This is a genomic window from Tardiphaga sp. 839_C3_N1_4, from assembly GCF_051811045.1.
Lineage (GTDB): Bacteria > Pseudomonadota > Alphaproteobacteria > Rhizobiales > Xanthobacteraceae > Tardiphaga.
Genome location: NZ_JBPWQD010000001.1, coordinates 5,162,562 through 5,182,105, shown reverse-complemented (window position 1 = coordinate 5,182,105; position 19,544 = coordinate 5,162,562). Strand labels below are relative to the sequence as shown.

Annotated in this window: 16 protein-coding genes; 4 read left to right on the top strand and 12 right to left on the bottom strand. The window is 60.4% G+C overall.

What is annotated here, in order from left to right; genetic code table 11:
* Position 1 precedes the first annotated feature (1 nt).
* The 4 genes from AB8A38_RS24750 to AB8A38_RS24735 form a co-directional block, all read right to left on the bottom strand.
* Entirely contained in the window at positions 2-1,222 is a 1,221-nt protein-coding gene (locus AB8A38_RS24750) for a substrate-binding protein (RefSeq protein WP_315843711.1), read from the bottom strand.
* Between the two features lie 4 nt (positions 1,223-1,226).
* Positions 1,227-2,084: a branched-chain amino acid ABC transporter permease gene (locus AB8A38_RS24745; protein WP_315843712.1), complete on the bottom strand. Its 858-nt coding sequence runs from the start codon at positions 2,082-2,084 to the stop codon at positions 1,227-1,229.
* Between the two features lie 35 nt (positions 2,085-2,119).
* Complete coding sequence (locus tag AB8A38_RS24740; protein ID WP_439087769.1) at positions 2,120-3,634, bottom strand: amidase; 1,515 nt, start codon at positions 3,632-3,634, stop codon at positions 2,120-2,122.
* Between the two features lie 167 nt (positions 3,635-3,801).
* Positions 3,802-4,983 (bottom strand): substrate-binding domain-containing protein, encoded by a 1,182-nt coding sequence (locus AB8A38_RS24735; protein WP_439087768.1) that lies wholly within the window; start codon positions 4,981-4,983, stop codon positions 3,802-3,804.
* Between the two features lie 173 nt (positions 4,984-5,156).
* Here AB8A38_RS24735 and AB8A38_RS24730 point away from each other — a divergent pair, with 173 nt between their 5' ends.
* On the top strand, positions 5,157-5,594 hold the full coding sequence (locus AB8A38_RS24730) for a MarR family winged helix-turn-helix transcriptional regulator (protein ID WP_068735340.1): 438 nt from the start codon (positions 5,157-5,159) through the stop codon (positions 5,592-5,594).
* 25 nt (positions 5,595-5,619) lie between these two features.
* Here the strand turns inward: AB8A38_RS24730 and AB8A38_RS24725 are convergent, their stop codons facing one another.
* The 5 genes from AB8A38_RS24725 to AB8A38_RS24705 all read right to left on the bottom strand — a co-directional run bounded on the left by AB8A38_RS24725 (position 5,620) and on the right by AB8A38_RS24705 (position 12,327).
* Entirely contained in the window at positions 5,620-6,006 is a 387-nt protein-coding gene (locus tag AB8A38_RS24725) for a RidA family protein (protein WP_439087767.1), read from the bottom strand.
* 18 nt (positions 6,007-6,024) lie between these two features.
* Positions 6,025-8,385 carry an acetamidase/formamidase family protein gene (locus tag AB8A38_RS24720; protein WP_315843716.1) on the bottom strand — a complete coding sequence of 787 codons (2,361 nt, stop codon included), beginning with the start codon at positions 8,383-8,385 and terminating at the stop codon, positions 6,025-6,027.
* Between the two features lie 128 nt (positions 8,386-8,513).
* Positions 8,514-9,755 carry an acetamidase/formamidase family protein gene (locus AB8A38_RS24715; protein WP_315843717.1) on the bottom strand — a complete coding sequence of 414 codons (1,242 nt, stop codon included), beginning with the start codon at positions 9,753-9,755 and terminating at the stop codon, positions 8,514-8,516.
* A gap of 46 nt (positions 9,756-9,801) precedes the next feature.
* Positions 9,802-11,412 carry an amino acid ABC transporter permease/ATP-binding protein gene (locus AB8A38_RS24710; RefSeq protein WP_439087766.1) on the bottom strand — a complete coding sequence of 537 codons (1,611 nt, stop codon included), beginning with the start codon at positions 11,410-11,412 and terminating at the stop codon, positions 9,802-9,804.
* Between the two features lie 48 nt (positions 11,413-11,460).
* Positions 11,461-12,327 carry an ABC transporter substrate-binding protein gene (locus tag AB8A38_RS24705; RefSeq protein ID WP_439088598.1) on the bottom strand — a complete coding sequence of 289 codons (867 nt, stop codon included), beginning with the start codon at positions 12,325-12,327 and terminating at the stop codon, positions 11,461-11,463.
* Between the two features lie 1,818 nt (positions 12,328-14,145).
* Here AB8A38_RS24705 and AB8A38_RS24700 point away from each other — a divergent pair.
* The gene (locus AB8A38_RS24700; protein ID WP_439087765.1) at positions 14,146-16,053 is read left to right on the top strand and encodes a PAS domain S-box protein; all 1,908 of its coding nucleotides are present in this window, start codon (positions 14,146-14,148) and stop codon (positions 16,051-16,053) included.
* Between the two features lie 232 nt (positions 16,054-16,285).
* Here AB8A38_RS24700 and AB8A38_RS24695 read toward each other — a convergent pair whose 3' ends face one another.
* Positions 16,286-16,441, bottom strand: a complete 156-nt coding sequence (locus AB8A38_RS24695; RefSeq protein WP_439087764.1) for a DUF2934 domain-containing protein — start codon at positions 16,439-16,441, stop codon at positions 16,286-16,288.
* A 220-nt stretch (positions 16,442-16,661) separates the two neighbouring features.
* On the opposite strand from AB8A38_RS24695, the gene AB8A38_RS24690 reads away from it, so the two are divergent.
* Together AB8A38_RS24690 and AB8A38_RS24685 are read left to right on the top strand one after the other, a co-directional pair.
* Entirely contained in the window at positions 16,662-16,832 is a 171-nt protein-coding gene (locus tag AB8A38_RS24690; protein WP_315843721.1) for a hypothetical protein, read from the top strand.
* A gap of 323 nt (positions 16,833-17,155) precedes the next feature.
* Positions 17,156-17,485, top strand: a complete 330-nt coding sequence (locus AB8A38_RS24685; RefSeq protein ID WP_439087763.1) for a hypothetical protein — start codon at positions 17,156-17,158, stop codon at positions 17,483-17,485.
* A 303-nt stretch (positions 17,486-17,788) separates the two neighbouring features.
* Here AB8A38_RS24685 and gfa read toward each other — a convergent pair whose 3' ends face one another.
* Positions 17,789-18,352: an S-(hydroxymethyl)glutathione synthase gene (gfa, locus tag AB8A38_RS24680; RefSeq protein WP_439087762.1), complete on the bottom strand. Its 564-nt coding sequence runs from the start codon at positions 18,350-18,352 to the stop codon at positions 17,789-17,791.
* Between the two features lie 76 nt (positions 18,353-18,428).
* Positions 18,429-19,538, bottom strand: coding sequence for an S-(hydroxymethyl)glutathione dehydrogenase/class III alcohol dehydrogenase (locus AB8A38_RS24675; protein ID WP_315843723.1), 1,110 nt, complete (start codon positions 19,536-19,538; stop codon positions 18,429-18,431).
* Positions 19,539-19,544 lie beyond the last annotated feature (6 nt).

Here is a 19,544-nt window from a genome sequence, read left to right as displayed (position 1 = left end):
CTCAGCATTCCTTGGGATCGACGAGACCGGCGCTGCGCGCGACGACCTCATATTTTCCGCCCTTCGCCACCGCCGTGTACATTTTCATCTTGCAGTGCCGCTGACCGGGGACCATCTCGGCCGGGCCGCCCGGGCCTTCGGCGATCTTGGCATGGTCGAGCGCCTTGGCAACTGCATCACGATCGACACTGCCGGCTTCCTTGACGGCCGCCTCCCACAGTTTCAGGCCGCGATAGGTGCCGGTCGCGGCACTGCCAGCCGCGAACAGGAAATTGCCCGGGAACTGTTTTTCGTAGGCCGCCTGGAGCTTGGCACTGAACGGATCTTCCGGCGTCAGCGCCTTGAAGTAATCGAGGCAGCTTGCGAGGCCCTCGATCTCGGCCGGCTGATTGATGCTGAGCGTGTTCTCGTCATAGTAGACGCAAGCGAGCCGCCCGCCATTCTTGAGGAAGCCCGCTTCAGAGAGCTGCTTGAAGAACGGCCCGACACCTGGCGGAATGACGGTGTTGAAGACAACATCGACCTTGTTCGAAATGATGCGGTTCACGGTCGACGAAAAATCGATCTGGTCGAGCGGGTAATACTCCTCGAACACGACCTCGCCGCCATTGGCCTCGATCACCTTGCGGGCATAGACGTTCAGCGTATGCGGCCAGACATAATTGGCACTGGGCAGCGCAAACTTCTTGCCGCCATTCTTGATCAGCCAGGGGATGAATTCATCACATTGCTGCGCCGGCGTCGGCCCGGTGCAGAACAGATAGGGCGTGCATTCCTTGCCTTCATAGAGCTGCGGATAGATATAGAGCGTCTTGCCGCGGGAGACGATGACGTCCTTGATGGCGTTGCGCATCGACGAGGTGATGCCGCCGATGACCAGATCAACCTTTTCGCGCTGGATCAGCTTGCGGACATTGCCGACCGCGACGGATTCATTGGACGCAGTGTCCTCGATATACAGTTCCAGCGGCCGGCCAAGCAGACCGCCGGCATCGTTGATGTCCTTGATCACCATCCTGGCCACATTGGCGTCGGCATTGCCGGCATAGCCCATCGGCCCGGTCAGATCGGTACCGACACCGACCTTGATCGGTCCGGCAGCCGCGTTGGCCCAGCCAGCGGGGATGACCCAGCTGCCGACACCGGTGGCGACGGCCGTACCGAACAGCGCCGCATTGCCGAGAAAGCGGCGGCGGCTGAGAGTGTTGGCGTCATGAGACATCGGACTAAACCCCTTTTCCTGCAACGAGGCCCTGCGGCCGGAATTTGATGAAGATGATGGCGAGCACGAATACGGCGACATCGGCGATAACGGGCGAGATGACCCAGGGCAGCGCCGCGCTCAGCGTGCCGATCAATCCGGCGCCAGCCACCGGTCCGGCAAAGGAGCCGATGCCGCCGACCATGACGGCGACGAAGCCCTGAATCAGAAAGCGAATGCCGAGATCGGCGAACAGCGTGAACACCGGCACGATCAGCGCGCCGGCCAGACCTGCGAGCGCGGCGCCGAAGGCGAAGGTTGCGCCATAGATTGCGTTGGTCGAAATGCCGGAGGCTCGCGCCAGCGCCGGGTTCTCCAGCGAAGCGCGGATGCGCAGGCCGAACGCGGTGCGCGCCAGCAGCAGATAGCTCCCTGCCATTACCAGTGCGGTGATCACGATGATCACCAGACGCCAGGTTGAGAAATGCATGCCGCCGATGGCCACCGAGCCGCCGATGGGCTCCGGTACCGAGAGATACAGCCCACCGATCAGGCCGCGCACGATCTCGCGAATGATCAGCCCGAGCGCATAGGTACCGAGCATGGCGACGATCGGCGCAGCATAGAAGCGCCGGACGATCAGCCGCTCCAGTACGAAACCTAAAGCACCAACCACAAAGGGTGCGGCGATCATGCCCAGCCACACCGGCGCGCCGGCGGAATGGACGATATAGGTGACATAGGCCCCGAGCAGAACGAACTCGCCCTGCGCGAAATTGAAGATGCCCATCATGCTGGCGATGATCCCCAGCCCCAGCACGACCAGCACGACGATCGCCCCGAAACTGGCGATCTCGAAGATCGCCATGATCAGATTATCCATGCGCGATCACCGATCCCCGCTTCTGCATGGATTCCTCACATCGTCTTCCAATCAGCGGACTGCTCGAAGGCATGAGCCGCGCGATAGATGGTCATCTCGTCGAAATGCTTGCCGACCAACATCAACCCGACGGGCAGGCCATCGACCATGCCGCAGGGAATCGACATCGCCGGATGATGCGAGATATCGAACGGCGAGGTGTTGGAGATCATCTCGAAGGCGCGGCCGACGACTTCTTCACGCGGCGCGCCGGGCGCCGGCAGCGGTGTCGCCTTCATCGGTGTGGTCGGCATTAGCAACAGATCATAGCTCGCCAGCGCCTTGTCATAGGCAGCCGTGACGCGACGCGAGATGTTCAGCGCCTTGCCGTAGAAGCGCGGTCCGAAATTATTGTTGATATAGGTGCCGAACAGCAGCAGCAGCTTCGTGGTTTCGGACAGCGAATCCGCCTGCCCGCGCCAGCCGCGATGGGCATCCATCAGCGAGGTCGAATAGAGATCCGACCGGCTGAGGCCATAGCCGTCGCCCACCATCATGGTCTGGGTCATGCCTTCGGTGCCGATCGGGGTCCACACCGCCGCCGCGGTGAGATGCATCGGGATCGAGATCGTCTCCACTGTCGCGCCCAGATCGGCGAAGCGCCTGGCGGCTTCGCGGACGCTGCGGTTGACCGCGTCCTCGGCGCCGAGCTGCTCAAAACCTTCCTTGACGATGGCGATCTTCATGCCCTTGACGCCGGCGCCGAGCGCCTTGGTGTATTCCGGCACTTCCGGCGACTTGATCCGCGGATCATAGCCGTCATCGCCGGCAAGCACTTCCAGCAGCAGCGCGTTGTCGGCGACATTGGATGTCATCGGACCGGTGTGATCGACGAATATCTCGATCGGCATGATGCCCGTATAGGGCACCAGGCCCCAGGTCGGCTTCATGCCATAGGTGCCCGAGAAGGACGACGGCATGCGGATGGAGCCGCCCTGATCGCCACCGATTGCCATGTCGACTTCGCCAAGCGCCACGACAACGGCACTGCCGGACGACGACCCGCCGGCGGAATAGCCCATCTTGTGCGGGTTATGCACGTTGCCCGTCGAATTGGTGTGGCTGCCGCCGGACATGCAGAAGGATTCGCAATGCACCTTGCCCATGATCTCGGCGCCGGCATCGAGCATGCGTGTGACGATGGTGGCGTCGAAATCCGGCACATAGCCTTCCAGCGTGGACGAGCCGTTCATCATCGGCACGCCGGCCAGCATGATGTTGTCCTTCAGCGCGACGGTCTTGCCCTTGAGCTTGCCGCTGGGCGCACCTTTCACCACCGACTTGCGATACCAGGCGTTGCGCGTGTTCTCTTCCGGCGCGGGCCGATAGCCAGGCGTACGCGGATATTTCACTTCCGGTACTTCGTCGGGCATCGCCGCCACCACGTTGTAGGCATCGACGGATCCCTGCATCAGCGCGCGGAACGAGGTGACGTCCTCATCGGACAGCGCGAGGCCGCACTGATCGGCGACGGCAAGGAGTTGATCGGGAGTGGGAAGTGAAACGGCCACGATGATTTCTCCTGATATCCACGATGCAACCGGCGCGGCATTTCTTCGGGATGCCCACGCCGTCAAGGCGACGACGGTGTCGCCTTTCGCGCATCATTAGAAAGAGAAATATTTTCCTTTTCAAGTATTATTTTTCGCGGTCGTCCTGAATCGGGTCTGCGACTGACCTAGAATGTTCGGATGAGCCTGAAATCCAGACCGTCTGCTTCGGCAAGATAGATCGGCATTTTCGCCCGCCCGCCGCGTATGCTGATCTCACCGCGGGCCCCGTGATAGGCCACGCTGGACGCCGCGTTCAGCATCGGTCGGACGTCGAATGAGCCCGCTTTGGTCGCCACGGATTCGAGAAACCGAAGCCCCTCGTAGTTCGACTGCGCGACCGATCCCGGCACGGGCGCACAGCGCCCGAACGATGCTTCATATTGCGCACGGAATGCATCATTCGCCGCCGACGCACGGTCGACGAAATAGCCCGATGCACAATAGAGCCCCTCGGAGCTATCCGCGCCCATGCCGAGCAGCAGCGTTTCATCCATGGCCCCCGCCAGTCGGAGAACCTTCGACGAGAGACCATGTTCGGCGAAGGCGCGGTTAAACACGATACTGTCGGTGCCGATCAGCGAGATGACCACCACATCCGGCTTGGCGGCCCGGATACGGGCGATCTGGGCATCGTGATTCTGCTCGCCAAGCGCAACGAATTCCTCACCCACCACACGCCCTCCGGCGCCGGCGATGTATGTCTTGGTGGCCTTGTGGGCCAGCCACGGCCAGACGTAATCGCTGCCGATCAGATACCAGCGCTTCGCTTTCTTTTCATTCGCCAGCCATTCGATGGCCGGCCGCGACTGATCGCGCGGCGTCTCGCCGATCGCCATCACGCCGGGCGTTCGTTCGCCGCCCTCATAGACCGGCGTGTAGATATAGGGCACGCGCCCGGCGATCACCTTGCGCAGCGCGACGCGGACCGCGCTGATATGCGAGCCCATAATGACATCGACATCGCCAGCCGCGATCATGTCGGTTGCCGTGCGAGCAACGCCATCGATATCGCCGCCGGCGTCATGAAACACCGGCTCGATCTCGCGCCCGAGAATGCCGCCACGCCGATTGATCTCCGAAGCCGCGAGCATCATGCTATTGGTGCCCGCTAGGCCCCAGATCCCGGCCGGGCCGGACAAGCCGATAAAATTGACGACGCGCAGCTTTTCGCGATTGCGACGCCGAGGAAACAGATCGGGACGTGCAATCGCGTCACGACCTCCCCCGCTGTCCTGAAAGCCCTTCAGCAACCATGGCGCCGGCATCGGCAGCGCGCCGGTCGTTGCAATCTGCAGTGACGAGAGCATGTCGCTCTCCTTTCGACGTTGTCAGCGGCGGTGCGGCATCAATTGATCGGCAGTAAAATCGTGCGAAAGAAAATATCGTAGAGGAAAATATTGAATATTCAACGATTCCCGTGCATATGGATCAGGCAAAGTCGCTTAATATTCATCACCCCTTCCAGCAAAGTTTCCCAACCGTGGCCAGAACGCCGAGCACGCCCATCACCGAACACCTCGCTTATCTGCTGGCGCAGGCGAACCGGGAAATTAATCGCCAGCTCGATGCGCGCTTCAAGAAGGAAGGCGTGCCGGTCGAACAGTGGCGCATTCTGAAAGTGCTGTCCGACGGCAAGGGCCACTCCATGGGCGACCTCGCCGATGCGGTTCTGCTGAATCATCCGACCCTGACCAAGATGGTCGATCGCATGGTGTCTGATGCGCTGGTCTACCGGGTGCAGGACCCCGACGACCGCCGCAAGGTGGTGATGTTCATTTCCGACCGCGGCAAGACGCTGACCCAGCGGCTGAACTCGCTGGCGCTGAGCCAGGAAGCCCATATCGCCGAGAACTACGGCAACAAGGCAACGGCCGACCTGAAGCGCCTGCTGGAAAGCCTGATCGAAAAGGCGAACTAGGTTTTCCATCTCTTCGCACCGACCATTATGTGGGCCGTCGACAAACCAGGTCGATTTCGATCAGAGCGTCATAAGCGAGGCCGGTGACGCCGACACAGGTCCGCGCCGGCAGGCGATCAGGCGGAAAATAGCTGCGATAGGTTTCGTTCATCGCCACGTAATCGCGCTTGAACTCGGTGAGATAGATCCGCGTCATGGTGATGTGCTCGAAGCCGAGCTCGAGCCCCTTGAGCACGACGCGCAGATTCTCCATCACCGCTTTGGTCTGAGCCACGATGCCATCGGGTAGCACGCCCGGTATTGCCGGCGTGTCCGGCATTTGCCCGGTGACGAACACGAAACCGTCGGTCTCCACAGCATGGCTGAACGGCGCGACCGGCTTCGGGCCGCCGGAGATCATGTGAAATTGCAACAGCGCGTCTCCTGGACCTTATGATTTTGACGTGTGATCGAACACCCGCTTGCTCAGAATGGCATGGACGCCCCAATTGCCGTCGACGACCTGCGTCACGCCAAAGTCGACCGCGACCGACATCAACGCGATCGCCTCATCCTCGGTGAGACCTTTGATGTTCATCAGAAAGCGCCGCATCTTGCGAAAGGCGTCCTTCATCGCGAGATCGAGCGACGACGTCGCATAGACCTCGCTCTGCCCCTTGGCGCCGAATTCAGCGAGATAGTTCGGATGGCTGAAGCCCATCAGCACCCAGTCACTCTCGGTCTCGATCAGCGGATAAGTGAGATCGGCGAATGCCTGGCCGGCGAGATTGCCCTTCTTGTGCAAGACCACCTGGAAGGTTCCGGTCATCGAACATTCGATCGCCGTGCCGCCGAGTTCGCCGTCGCCCTGCGCAGCATGGGGATCGCCGACCGACAGCAATGCGCCGGGCACCGAGACCGGTAGATAGACCGTCGATCCCTTGCCGAGCCGCCAATTGTCGAGATTACCGCCAAAATAGGCTGGCGGCACTGAATCGACGAGATCGGCCTCGCGCGGCGCCACGGCAATGACACCGAAATGCGGGCGCAAGGGAATGCGAATGCCGTCGAGCACGTCATGCCGACGCCGCACCGAGGCTGGCGTAATCGGAATGCCCGGATAGTCGTAGGTGTTGTGCACGGTGCCGAACGGATCGGTCTGCGGCTCCCAGCGATACGAATAGAGCGCGCGCGCATATGGCACGTCGTCGTGATCGAGAATTTCGTAGATCGTTACCGCCTCGCGCGCATTCTGCTCGGCGAGAAATTCCTTGTAGTGATAGCCCCACCACGCCGCGACGCTACTGCCGAAAACCTGACCGTCGAAATCCGGATTGCGACTGGCGCGCGGCACGATGTCGAGGATACGGATTTCCAGCACGTCGCCGGGCTGCGCGTCCCTGATCGCCACCGGCCCGGTGCAAATGTGGACGCCAAAGCCCTCGCCGGCACCGCGGCCATAGATCGAGGCGTCCATCGGACCGGCACCGCGGCGATCGACATTCTTCTGATCGCGCGTCCAGCAGAACACGCTCTCAGCGCCGATATCGCCCTTGATCATCCGCTCGGGATCGTCGGATGCGTGCTGCGTCAGTGTTTCGATGGTGATCGTGTCGCCGGAATTGATCTCGATCTGCGGCGGCAACGAGCGGCTGAAATAGCCCCAGTGCACGCGAGATGCATCGGCGGCGAGATGATGGTGCCGCTGATTCTTCGAAGCATCCGCGATGCCCTGCATGATCGTCGCGGCCGGCTCCGGCTGCGCAATCTTCCCTGTGATCGACGGCCCGTGCTGGCTGCGCAACTGAGCCAGCGCTTCCTGCGGCCATCCGCGTTGTCCCGCCGCCGTCGCCGACGCCGTCAAGCGCTCGGCTTCGTTCTGGCGGAATTCGCGCGGCGACAGGCCGAAGCGGTGACGGAACGTGCGGCTGAAATGCGCGGAGTCATTGAAGCCGGCACGAAAGGCGATCTCGGAAATCGAGTGATGCGCCTCGGACGGATTCGACAGATCGGCCCAGGTGCGCTGCAGCCGGCGCTCGCGGAGATAATGTGTAAAACTGCTGCCGGTGCCTTCGAACAGTTTCTGCAGATAACGTTCGGAGATGCCCTCGGCCTGCGCCACCTTGGCCGGCGTCAGATCCGCATCGTCGAGGCGTCGCTCGATGGTCTGGCACAGCCGATGCAAGGTCGCAGCCTTGGTCGCCGTGCCGCTGTTGAGATCGGCCGTCGGCTCGGCCAGTTGACGTGTAAAGGTCGGCAACAGATCGGCAAGACTTTGTGCGATCGCCGACCATTCGGCATCGGACAATGTTTCGAGGTTGCGGGCCGCCTGTTCCATCATACGCGCGAACACGTCGCCGAAGCCGCCGGGGCCTACGACCTGGACATCAGCGATGGCGGGAGCACTGGCGCGGCGACTGTGCAGCGGATCGGACGTCACCGAGAGCACCACCGCGCGCATGTCGCGCTGGAATGCGACGCTCCAGTACCCTTTGCGGGGCAGCAAAAGCAGATGCCCGACGGCGACGATCTGATGTCCGGCGGCGGTCTTCAGTGCAACACCGTCCTCGAGCGGCAGCAACACCAGCGGATGGTCGCTGGCGAGATCCGACAATGGCGAGATCGCCTGTGCGCCGGCAGACAATTTAGCCAGTGCAATACCTTCGAAGGTCCGACGAACTGCGGTGGCATGTCCGTGATGCGTGGTCGTCGCAGCCGTCGGCTGCAGGCCAATCGAACTCAGGACGTCGCGCCATGCTTCGGGGCGGTCGTCTTCAGAGTAGGATTCACTGGTGAACGGACGGAGGCTCATGCATCGACCTTCATAGCCGAAGCGAAGCAACCTCCGTGCCATCCCGAAGGACGCAGCGCCCTGCCCTGCAACTTCCCCGATCACCGCGCCATCATCCTCATAGCCGAATTCAGTGCAATTTCATCCGCTTAGTCACAGCGGAAGACGTTCTTGCGGATTGTGCCGTGGACGCCCCAATTGGCATCGACCACCTGCGTCACCCCGAAATCCGCACCGACCGACATCAGCGAGATCGCCTCGTCTTCGCTCATCTTGTGCACCGTCATCAGGAAACGCCTGAGCTTGCGGAACGCATCGCGCATGGCCCGATCGAGGCTGGAATGATTGGCGACGTCGAGCTGCGCATTGGCGCCGAGCTCGGCGAGATAATTCGGGAAGGTGAAGCCGTAGACCGACCAGGCGTCGGGCGTTTCCAGCATCGGATGCGTCAGGCCTTCAAGGGGCGTACCGCCAAGGTCGCGATGCTTGTGCAGGATGAACTCGAAATCGCCGGTCAGCGAGGTCTCGATGGCCGTGCCGCCGAGCTCGCTGTCGCCCTGCGCGGCATGGGGATCGCCGACCGAGAAGAACGCACCAGCCACCGCTACGGGATAGAACATCTTGGCGCCCTTGCCGACGCGCCAGTCATCGATATTGCCGCCTGTGTAGCTCGGCGGGATCGACGACACGAAATCCTCCTCAGATGGCGCGAGGCCCATGGTGCCGAAATGCAGCCGTGCCGGCACCCTGACATTGGGCAGGATGCTTTCGCGTTTCCTGATGGTCGCGTGATCGACGCGTACGCCGGGATAGTCGATGGTTGGATGCAGGATACCATCGGGGTCGGTCTGCGGCGTCCAGACATAATTATAGACCGCCTTGGCAAACGGCTCGCCCGACGTATCGAGCTCGAAGATCGTCACGACCTCGCGCGGCTTCGGTTCCTCGATCAGGTCGTGATAGTGGAATCCCCAATTGGCCGCGACGTTAGAACCAAAGCACTTGCCGGCATAGCAGGCCTTGCAGGCCGGCCGCGGGCGCACGTCGAGAATACGCACTTCCAGCACATCGCCCGGCTCCGCGCCTTCGATCGCCACCGGCCCGGTGAGCAGATGCACGCCGACGCCTTCGCCTGAGCCGCGGACGAACGGACCTTCCGTCGGACCGGAGCCGCGGCGGACGACGGCCTTGTGCTCGCGGGTCCATTTGAACACGCTTTCGGCGCCGGGATCGCCTTCGATCATGCGCTCGTAATCGTCATTGGCATGATGCGTCAGCGTTTCGATGGTAGCGCGGTCGCCCGACTTCAGCGTCAGCGCCGGCGTGACCACCTTGCTGAAATAGCCCCAGTGAACGGTCTTCGGCGACACCGGAAGAAGATGATGCTTCATGCTGAGGCCCTCGGTAGCAAATGGACGAACTTCACAGGCGCGATGATCACGAGACTTCCGCCTCCATCGCATTGAGAAAACGCTGCGCGACGGGATTGCGCGGATTGGTCAGGACTTCACTGGCTGGGCCTTCCTCGATGATCGCGCCTCCGGCGAGCAGCACCACACGGTCGGCCACTTCGCTGGCAAAGCGGAGCTGATGCGTCGAGATGATCATGGTCAGACCGTCCTCGACCGCGAGGCGGCGGATCACTTCGAGCACTTCATTGACCAGTTCGGGATCGAGCGCCGACGTCGGCTCGTCCAGCAACAGCACGCTTGGATTGGGCGCGATCGCGCGGGCAATGGCGACGCGCTGCTGCTGACCGCCTGACAGATGCCGCGGCAGCGCATCGGCGCGGTGGCTGAGACCGACGCGCGCCAGGAGTTCATCGGCGCGGCGCTCAGCATCGGCGCGCGCGACACCGTGCACCCAACGCAGCGGGCCGGCGATGTTCTCCTTGGCCGTGAGGTGGCCGAACAGGTTGAACTGCTGGAACACCATGCCGACGCCGACCTCGGCGCGGGCATTCGCCAGCAAACGTGGCGACAGCGGCTTACCGTGCGCGTTGAAGCCGAGCTGGCGGCCGGCGACCTTGATGGCGCCGCCGTTCCACAGTTCGAGATTGTTGATACAGCGGAGCAGCGTGCTTTTGCCGGAGCCACTTGGTCCGAGCAGCGCGATCACTTCACCGATCCGCACCGTGATGTCGACGCCGTCGAGCACCACGTTCCTGTCGTAGCTCTTGCGGAGATCGGAGACCTCGACGGCGACATTGTTGCGCGCCAGCATCTCCGCGCGTTTGGCGCGATCGGCGCGTTCCGGCCGCATCCGCGGCGGCGGTAATTCCGCAATGCCGCCGTCGGGCAGGATTTCCGGCAGCATGTCCGCCTGCGGCGCCAGCGGATCGTCGCTGCCAGGCGCGCGATACCACGGCATGAAGCGCATGAACTGGTTCTGCCTGGTCGTACGATCGAGGTCGAACTTCCATTCCAGAAGCAGCTGGATGCCGGCGATCGCCGCTGTGAGCAGCAGATAGATCAGACCCGACGCGAAGAAGATCGAAAAGAAATCGAAAGTCGAGGATGCCAGCTGCGTCGAGCGCAACGTCAGCTCCTGCACGGCGATGACGGAGGCCAGCGACGAGTTCTTCAGCGCGCTGACCGCTTCATTGCCGAAAGCCGGGATCATCGAGCGGATCGCCTGCGGCGCGATGATCCGGCGCATCAGGACGCCCGGGGTCATGCCGAGCGCCTGGCCGGCCACCACCTGACCGCGATCGACACCGAGTACGCCGGAGCGCAGCATTTCGGCGATGAATGGCGCCTCGTTACAAGCCAGTGCCAGGCCGGCGGCGAGAATGGCGGGAAGCTTGATGCCGATCTGCGGCAGGGCGTTATAGGCAAACACCATCTGCAGGATCAGCGGGGTGCCGCGAAAGATCACGGCATAGACCCGGGCGAAGGATGCCAGCGGCTTGAACCTGCTGAGCTGCATCCATGCCAGGATCAGGCCGAGGATCAGCCCGCCGCACAGACCGAGGGCGGTGACCTGCAAGGTCGCCTGGATGCCCTCGATCATATACGGCATGCTGAGATAGTGGAGGAACAGCTCCATGGAGGCGGAAAGCCCTTACGTGAGAGTATCCTTGCTTGCGGGCCGGCGTTACTTCACCGTCAGCAGGCCGGGCTCCATCAGGTTTTCCGGATCGAGTTTCCACTTCTTCAGCAGTGCCAGTTGATCACCTGACTTGTAGATCTCGGTGAGTGCGGCCTTCACTGCATCGCGGAACTTGGGCTTGTCCTTCGGCACGGCGATGCCGACCTGATAGGGGATCGTCACCGCGACCGCCTTCTCGAGCTTGTCCGGATAGGCCTTCACCGCGTTGTCGACGGTGTTGACGTCGTTGATATAGGTATCAGCGCGGCCGGCGAGAATCGCCTGGATGCAGTTGGCATTGTTGTCGTAGAGCTGGATGGTCGGCTCCGCCTTGCCTTCTTTCTTGCATTCCGGCCCGAGCGCCTGGATCAGCGGCACTTCGACATAGCCGGTGTTTTCCGCCGCAGCCGTGCCGCACAGCGAGGTGTTGATACCGGTGATCTTCTTCGGATTACCCTTGGCGACCAGCACGCCGTCGAACACCTTGGAATAGGTGATGAAATCGGCCGCCTTGGCGCGCTCTTCGGTGGCATAGATGTCGGATATCACGATGTCGGCCTGGCCCGATGCCAGCGTGGTCAGCAAGGCTGCGAAGGTTACAGCCTTGTAGGTCAGCTTGAAGCCAAGGCATTCGCCGATCTGCTCACCGAGATCGATATCGAAGCCGATATATTTGTTGGGATCCTTGGGATCGATGGATTCGTAGCCCGGTGTATGCGGATTGATGGCGTTGACGAGCGTCTTGCCCTTCCAGTCCGGATATTTTGTCTGCAACTCGGCGCATGCTGCCGGCACGGCTGCCTGCGCCGACATCGGAACAAAGGTGCCGACCGCCAATAGCGCGCCCACTGCCGCCGCACGCCATCCGATCATCGCGCCCGTTTCAGGCCAAAGCCTACGGATGTCAGCAAAATGCAACTTGACCATTCGATCGCTCCTTCGACGTTGTCATGGCCTGAACCATGTTCCTAACCTCGAAGAAGCCTACGGGCGCATGTCCGCAGAAAGCTTGTCCCGGGACGTACAATAATTTGGATCGTCCGCTCCCATGATTTGGGCAGAGCTGCCACATTAATGGGCGGCGGATCGGCGACGAGCCGCTCAAGAGTGCTCGTGCAATGTCGTCCGTCTCGGCCGACACGCCATTCTTCGGACCAACAGGCAGAGTTGGTGAGTGATGACCTTCGTCTGAGCCGAACCGTCGCAAGATGTCCTCGCACGACAACGATAAGCCGTAGACCGTCGACCAGATCTTGATGGGAGTGTACTCACGAACCGCGCAGTGCATGGGTACGTCCCTGAGGAAGGCAACCAAACTGGTCCGCCAAGTTACGATCCATATCTTCAGGTGCTCATGACGGACGCCTCCAACCTCAGAATGGGCAGCCTGACACGGAGCAAAAGTCGCGCCGACATGTGAGAAGAAATTGGTGTTCCTTGCCGACGAATAAGGCGGTAGCGCGGGCAACTAAAGCACGAGATGGCGCAAGCCGCGTTCTGGGCTTAAAAATATTGATGTCCGCTTTCGATCGCGAGGATGACTTTCTCATCTCTGATCGACCCAGAAGCTCCCTGCTTTCGAAAACAAATTCCCTGTTTAATTGTCCCAGGAACTGCCCCACGAGACGGTCGCTCCTGTCGAAGCGGATGAGTTCCCTGTAAAATTCCCTGTTTGCCGGGAATTGGCTTAGAGACAGGTGCGAACAGCACTCCCGCCCCAGCCAGGCCAGTCCCGTCGGACGTCTATTTTCCCTGATGTTTCGAGAATGGCCCGCAATTCGCACTTTTCCCGCGAACGGAACAGTCTCTGGCTGGCGAAATCGGCGCAAATAGCTGTCCAATTCCCGAAAGTTTCCGGTTAACCCGCAGAAATTCGCGTTGTCGAGAGATTGCACGCAAACTCCTTCCACACGCCGGCCATCTGCTCTCCAGCAAGAACGGTTTTAATGATGCCTCGCCACGCGTTCCCTCGGGCGGAACCAATGCGAGCCCAGATCATTGGTCGTCATCACCGCGTGGCTCTCGGCTTTTATCGGTGATGAGAACGCCATTCGCGCTCCCGCCCCTCCAATGGAAGGGAGGCGTGCATGAAACCGCGTCACTTTTTCAGAGACAACGATCCCAAGCAGATCCTGGTTGATCAGGCGAAGGCGTTGCGCGCCCGCGCAATGCGAATGCCCGCCGCGTGGAGCGGGATCGGCTGCTCGAGCAAGCCTGCCCGAGGTACGCCAACCTTCACATTTGGGCCAATTCTCCTGGCCTACGGCCTCCTGAAGGGAAAGTGCATGCCCCATCCCACTAGTCGAAGAGCTGGACAGAGAACGACATGGCTCGGCTAAGACAGCTCTCCCTTGAGGGCGCGTCGACTGTTCGGGTTGCCGCCGCCCTGAACCGCCGAATCACATCGGTAGCTAGAATGGCCAGGCGCGGCATTTCGCTGGCCGGCACACGGGAGATGAAAGCGGCTATTCGTGCGCTTGATCCCCGGGCTGCCTTCTTTTCGGACCATTGACGCGAATGCGAATATCTTCTCGCGGGCAACCCACTGCGATTCGAGTGCGTGAAAGAGCTTGAAGACCTGGCCGCTGAGCAGAGCGTTTCGTCGGCGACAGCTGTAAGGTTTAGTCCTAGCCGGCGATAACCATCCAATAACCCAGGCGCGCGTTAATTAAGCTTCGAGGGAAGTGACTAATGACTGAGAATAATAACTCCGAGCGCAGCCTCTTCGAAAGCGAGCGTGCATTTCGGCTCCTCGTACAGGGCGTTACGGATTATGCAATCTATCTGCTGGACCTGAACGGCATCGTATCGAATTGGAATGCGGGCGCCGAGACGATTAAAGGATATGGCGCGGATGAAATCGTGGGCCAGCACTTTTCTATTTTCTATCCCCCGGAAGACCGCGAAGCCGGGCTTCCGGCCGCCGCATTAGAGGCCGCACGTCGGAATAAGCGCTTCGAAGCGGAAGGCTGGCGGATGCGCAAAGACGGTTCGCGATTTTTCGCTTCCGTCGTCATTGATGCCATCTATGAAAATGGTGCTCTTGTCGGCTTCGCGAAAATCACGCGCGACATTACTGAGCGGATGCAAGCACGCTCCGCATTGAACGAAAGCGAAAGTCATTTTCGGCTGCTGGTGGAGAATGTCACAGACTACGCCCTGTACATGCTTGATCCGGAAGGTCGGGTCACCAGCTGGAACCTGGGCGGTCAGCGGATCAAAGGCTATCTTCCCGAGGAAATTATCGGCCAGCACTTTTCGCGCTTTTACACCCCCGGTGACCGGGACGCGGGAAAACCGGCGCGTGCGCTAGCAATTGCGCGTGAGAAGGGCCGCTACGAGGAAGAAGGCTTACGCGTCCGCAAAGATGGTTCGTTTTTTTGGGCGAGCGTGGTCATTGATCCCATTCGCAACAATGCAGGCGAATTGATTGGCTTTGCCAAGATTACGCGCGATATCACAGAACGACGTCAAGCGGCGCAGCAGCTTGAACGCATGCAAAAGCAGCTAGCGGAATCGCAGAAGATGGATGCGCTCGGACAGCTGACCGGCGGAGTCGCCCACGACTTTAACAACTTGCTTATGGCGGTTACCGGCAACACTCGGCTGATCAAGCGCCACGCCATCGATCCTCGCGTGGTCAAGGCAGCAGAAGCGATCGAGGCCAGCGTTCGTCGCGGTGCATCACTTACGCGCCAGCTGCTGACGTTTGCGCGCCGCCAACAGGTCGATCCGGTATTGCTTGACGTTGGAGCGACAGTACAGGCTGTGCGCGAGGTTTTAGTAACGGTTTTGGGCAGCGCGATACAGCTTGAAATCTCTGTACCCGCCGGACTCTGGCCGGTATTTGCGGATCAAACCGAACTTGAGACCGCACTTATCAATCTGGGCATAAACGCGCGTGATGCCATGCCCGACGGCGGCACCTTGACGATTGCGGCCGAGAATTACTGTGTCGCTGATGGAGATGATAGAGGCGAGTATGTGAGCATCAAGATGATCGATACTGGCACCGGTATTCCCGACGATGTCATTGCGCGGGTGTTCGACCCGTTTTTCACGACCAAACCTGTCGGCAAGGGAACCGGATTGGGGCTCTCGCAAGTTCATGGCTTTGTTAATCAGGCCGGCGGCAATGTCGGGATCAAAAGCCGCCTCGGCGACGGCACCGAAATCGTCATTCGCCTTCCGCGCGGAGAAGGCCATGCTGGCGCGCACGAAGCAGAGGTGCTGGCCGAAGGCGCCGGCACCGTTCTTCTTGTCGAAGACAATCCCGATGTTGCAACCTCCAGCGCCCTCCTTTTGGAAGAGCTAGGATACCGCGTGAAATGGGTAGCCGACGCAGATTCCGCCTTGCGCGAAGTGGAGCGCAACGGCATCGACATTGTGTTCAGTGATGTTGTGATGCCAGGAAAAATGGATGGTCTTGGCCTCGCTCGCCATCTCAAACAAAGTCACCCGCACATACCGGTGGTTCTCGCATCGGGCTATAGCGATGCCTCGCGGAAGTCCGGTTTTGAATTTCCGCTGTTGCGCAAACCCTATGAGCTTCACGAGCTGAGCAATGCGCTAGAGACAGCTCGGAACGGTGCCGTTTGACAGCTCCCTTGGTCCATTCTTGAAGTAGTCCCTGCTGCACCGGCCCTGCGTCAATTTGCACTCGGCCTCCTCCAAAACGCCCGTGCCAGCACACATCCCTTAACAGGCGTGGTTGGTCGACGTGATTCAGCGGGCGCGTTGTGCTCAATCATGCGCGCCCAAAATACTTTAGCTTACACAGACCCTGACCTGTGGCTTGGCGTTCTGACGCACTGCCTGCGCTTCTCATGCGTTACTCAGGCATCGGTTTCGGATCATCAGGATTGGGTCTCTCCAATTCACCCTTGGCTCGGTGCCAGAAGTCCTCTGCCTTGCCTTCGGGCTTACCATCCCTCTCCCAGAGTTGATGGGCATATTTCCGGATCTGCTCTTCTGAGTATTCGGGCACCGATCTCTCCTGATGATGAATTGAGAAACCTGCGATTGTTCAAAGTGTTCCTCTGAAAGGAGATGATCATGAAAGACCAAGAAATGCGGCAGGACGAAAGGGCCAGATGCAGCCGGCGGACAAGGATCGCGCCGGAGAGCATCCTTGCAGAACATCTGCTTTGAATCTTCTTGAGCCCGCCATCAAACCGGGAATAGGATAAACAAAACGGGAGGTCGGTATGAAAGAGCTTCAGACCTATCGCGCGATGGAAAGCCTTTGCCGTCAGCGAGCCGCGCACTTCCCCGAAGAGAGCTGGAAGCATCTCGCCGACGCTGAGATGTGGCGGCACAAGGCCATGGACCTGATTGCCGAGCATCACGTCGAGTGTAATCAGCCCGAAGCCGCTTAACGCATATTCTCGAATGTCCGCATTGCGGACACCAAGGCCCCGGCAAGGTAGGGTTTCGGGATGAAAGGGCGTTGGCCGGAATGGTCATCGGCCTCGCCTTCCCGGTTGTGATAATGATACGGACCGGTGGCCGCCCAGACCCGGTAATTATTTTACTTCAGAGTGTTCCTGCGTCGGCAACGTAGAATGCGTGGAGCCACGGATCGCATTCAGGGGCTGCTTTACCGCCGACGCACGGAACCTAAGCGTCTCCCGACGATTTGTTGGAAATGCTGCATGCACGCAGATGCGTAGCTTGCTTGCGTTACCCAAGGGAGAGACAGATGAAAATGACTCGACTGATTCTCGCGTGCGCCATCGCACTGGGGCTTAGTGGCGCTGCAGCGTATGCGGGGCCATGCACCACTGACAAATCGGCAGAGATGCGTGACGCTGGCTCTGGCCCGACGCCGGGAAACACCGGAACGACGGTCGGCAGTGCAAATTCCAACACTGGTCAGCACCCACCGACGAGCGCCATGAACCAGCAGGCCGGCAATACTCCAGCGTCGTCCGAGGATGCTCAGAAGCAAATGCAAGGACGGCCCACTGCAGCGCAGCAGGCCGAGGGAGCAACGGCTGCACCGGGCAAAACCGCCGACAACGACTGCTGACTTTCGCTAAGGCATAATCTGGGCTTGAACGTGATATTCGAGATTCACGCGGTCAGACCGCATGGATGTCCGCACGCTGTGCCGCGCGAAAGCGAAAGGGCATGACGAGCGCTTGCGGGCTCTCCTTCTTCGTGCAGTCAATGCTGTGAGTATCGCACAAAGCAGCAGGCCGATCGCAGCGAGGCCGAAGCGCGATTATTCGGGTGACCCACCAAGTCGAAGCTCCTTGCCGGAGCAAATCGACCGATAGCAACGCCGGTGGCGACATGTCGCCACCGGCGGATGCTCATATGCTGTGTTGACTCAGGCCGCTTTGGCCGTTGCCACGTGATTGGCGAGGACATCCATCAGCGCAGGCGAAAGGCAATCATAAGGTTCGAGTCCCAATTCCTTGAGGCGCGACCTTATTGCGGTCATGTCGCTCGGCTTCACGCCGGATTCAATCACCGACGAGACGAAGGCGGCGAAGCCCGGTGCGGCCGAGCCGGATTCCTCGAACAATTCGGGATGAATGAAGTCGAGGCCATAGAACGCATGTCCCTTGTTCTCGATGCGGCCGAACATGTGGGTGCCGCAACCGGTACAGGCATGGCGCTGGATGGTTGCGGCCTGATCGACGATGCGCAGCTTGTCGCCGTTTTGCAGTACGGTGACGTTTTCGCGCGGAACCACTGCGATCACGGCAAAGGTTGCCCCATCGGGCTTCCAGCATTTGGTGCAGCCGCAGGCGTGGTTATGAGCGACGTCGCCTTTGACGCCAACCTTGACCGGCTTGTCGCTGCATTTGCAGACCAGCGTTCCGCCGGAAAAATGGCCTGAACCTTGTTTGACACCGCCGTCAACGGACGGGTGGATATGAACAGTCATCAGTCTATCCTCCTGGTATGATGCGTCACTTGTGTGAAGCATTGTTGTATTGGCACTCTGGTGTTGCAGCCTGCATTCAGAACACGACCACCGATCGGATCGATTTTCCTTCGTGCATCAGATCGAATCCCCTGTTGATCTCTTCCAGCTTGAGCACATGCGTAATCATCGGATCGATCTCGATCTTTCCGTTCATGTACCAGTCGACGATCTTGGGAACGTCGGTACGACCGCGCGCGCCACCGAAGGCTGTGCCTTTCCAGACGCGACCTGTAACGAGCTGAAATGGCCGGGTCGCGATCTCTTTCCCGGACTCGGCGACGCCAATAACAACGGAAACACCCCAGCCGCGGTGGCAGGCTTCGAGCGCCTGTCGCATGACCGTGGTATTGCCGGTGCAGTCGAAGGTGTAATCGGCGCCGCCATCGGTCAGCCCCACCAGATGCTGAACAATGTCGCCATCGACCTTCTTCGGATTGACGAAATGGGTCATGCCGAAGCGGCGGCCCCATTCTTCCTTGTCGTCATTGATGTCGACGCCGACGATCTTGTCGGCTCCGACCATCCGTGCGCCCTGAATGACGTTGAGGCCGATGCCGCCAAGGCCGAACACGACGACATTGGAGCCCGGCGTGACCTTCGCTGTATTGACCACGGCACCGACACCCGTGGTGACGCCGCAGCCGATATAGCAGCTCTTGTCGAACGGGGCGTCATCGCGGATTTTCGCCACCGCGATCTCCGGCAGCACCGTGAAGTTCGAAAAGGTCGAGCAGCCCATGTAGTGGTAGATCGGCTTGCCCTTATAGCTGAAGCGCGAAGTCCCGTCCGGCATCACGCCCTTGCCCTGGGTGGCGCGGATCGCGGTGCAGAGATTGGTCTTCTGGCTCAAGCAGCTTTTGCATTGCCGGCATTCCGGCGTGTAGAGCGGAATGACATGATCGCCGGGCTTGACCGAGGTGACTCCGGGACCGACCTCACGCACGATGCCGGCCCCTTCATGGCCGAGGATGGAAGGAAAGATGCCTTCGCTGTCGAAACCATCGAGCGTATAGGCATCGGTGTGGCAAATGCCGGTCGCCTTGATCTCGACCAGAACTTCGCCTGCCTTCGGCCCTTCGAGATCGACTTCGACGATCTCAAGCGGCTTCTTTGCTTCGAAGGCGACTGCGGCGCGGGTCTTCATTCTCAA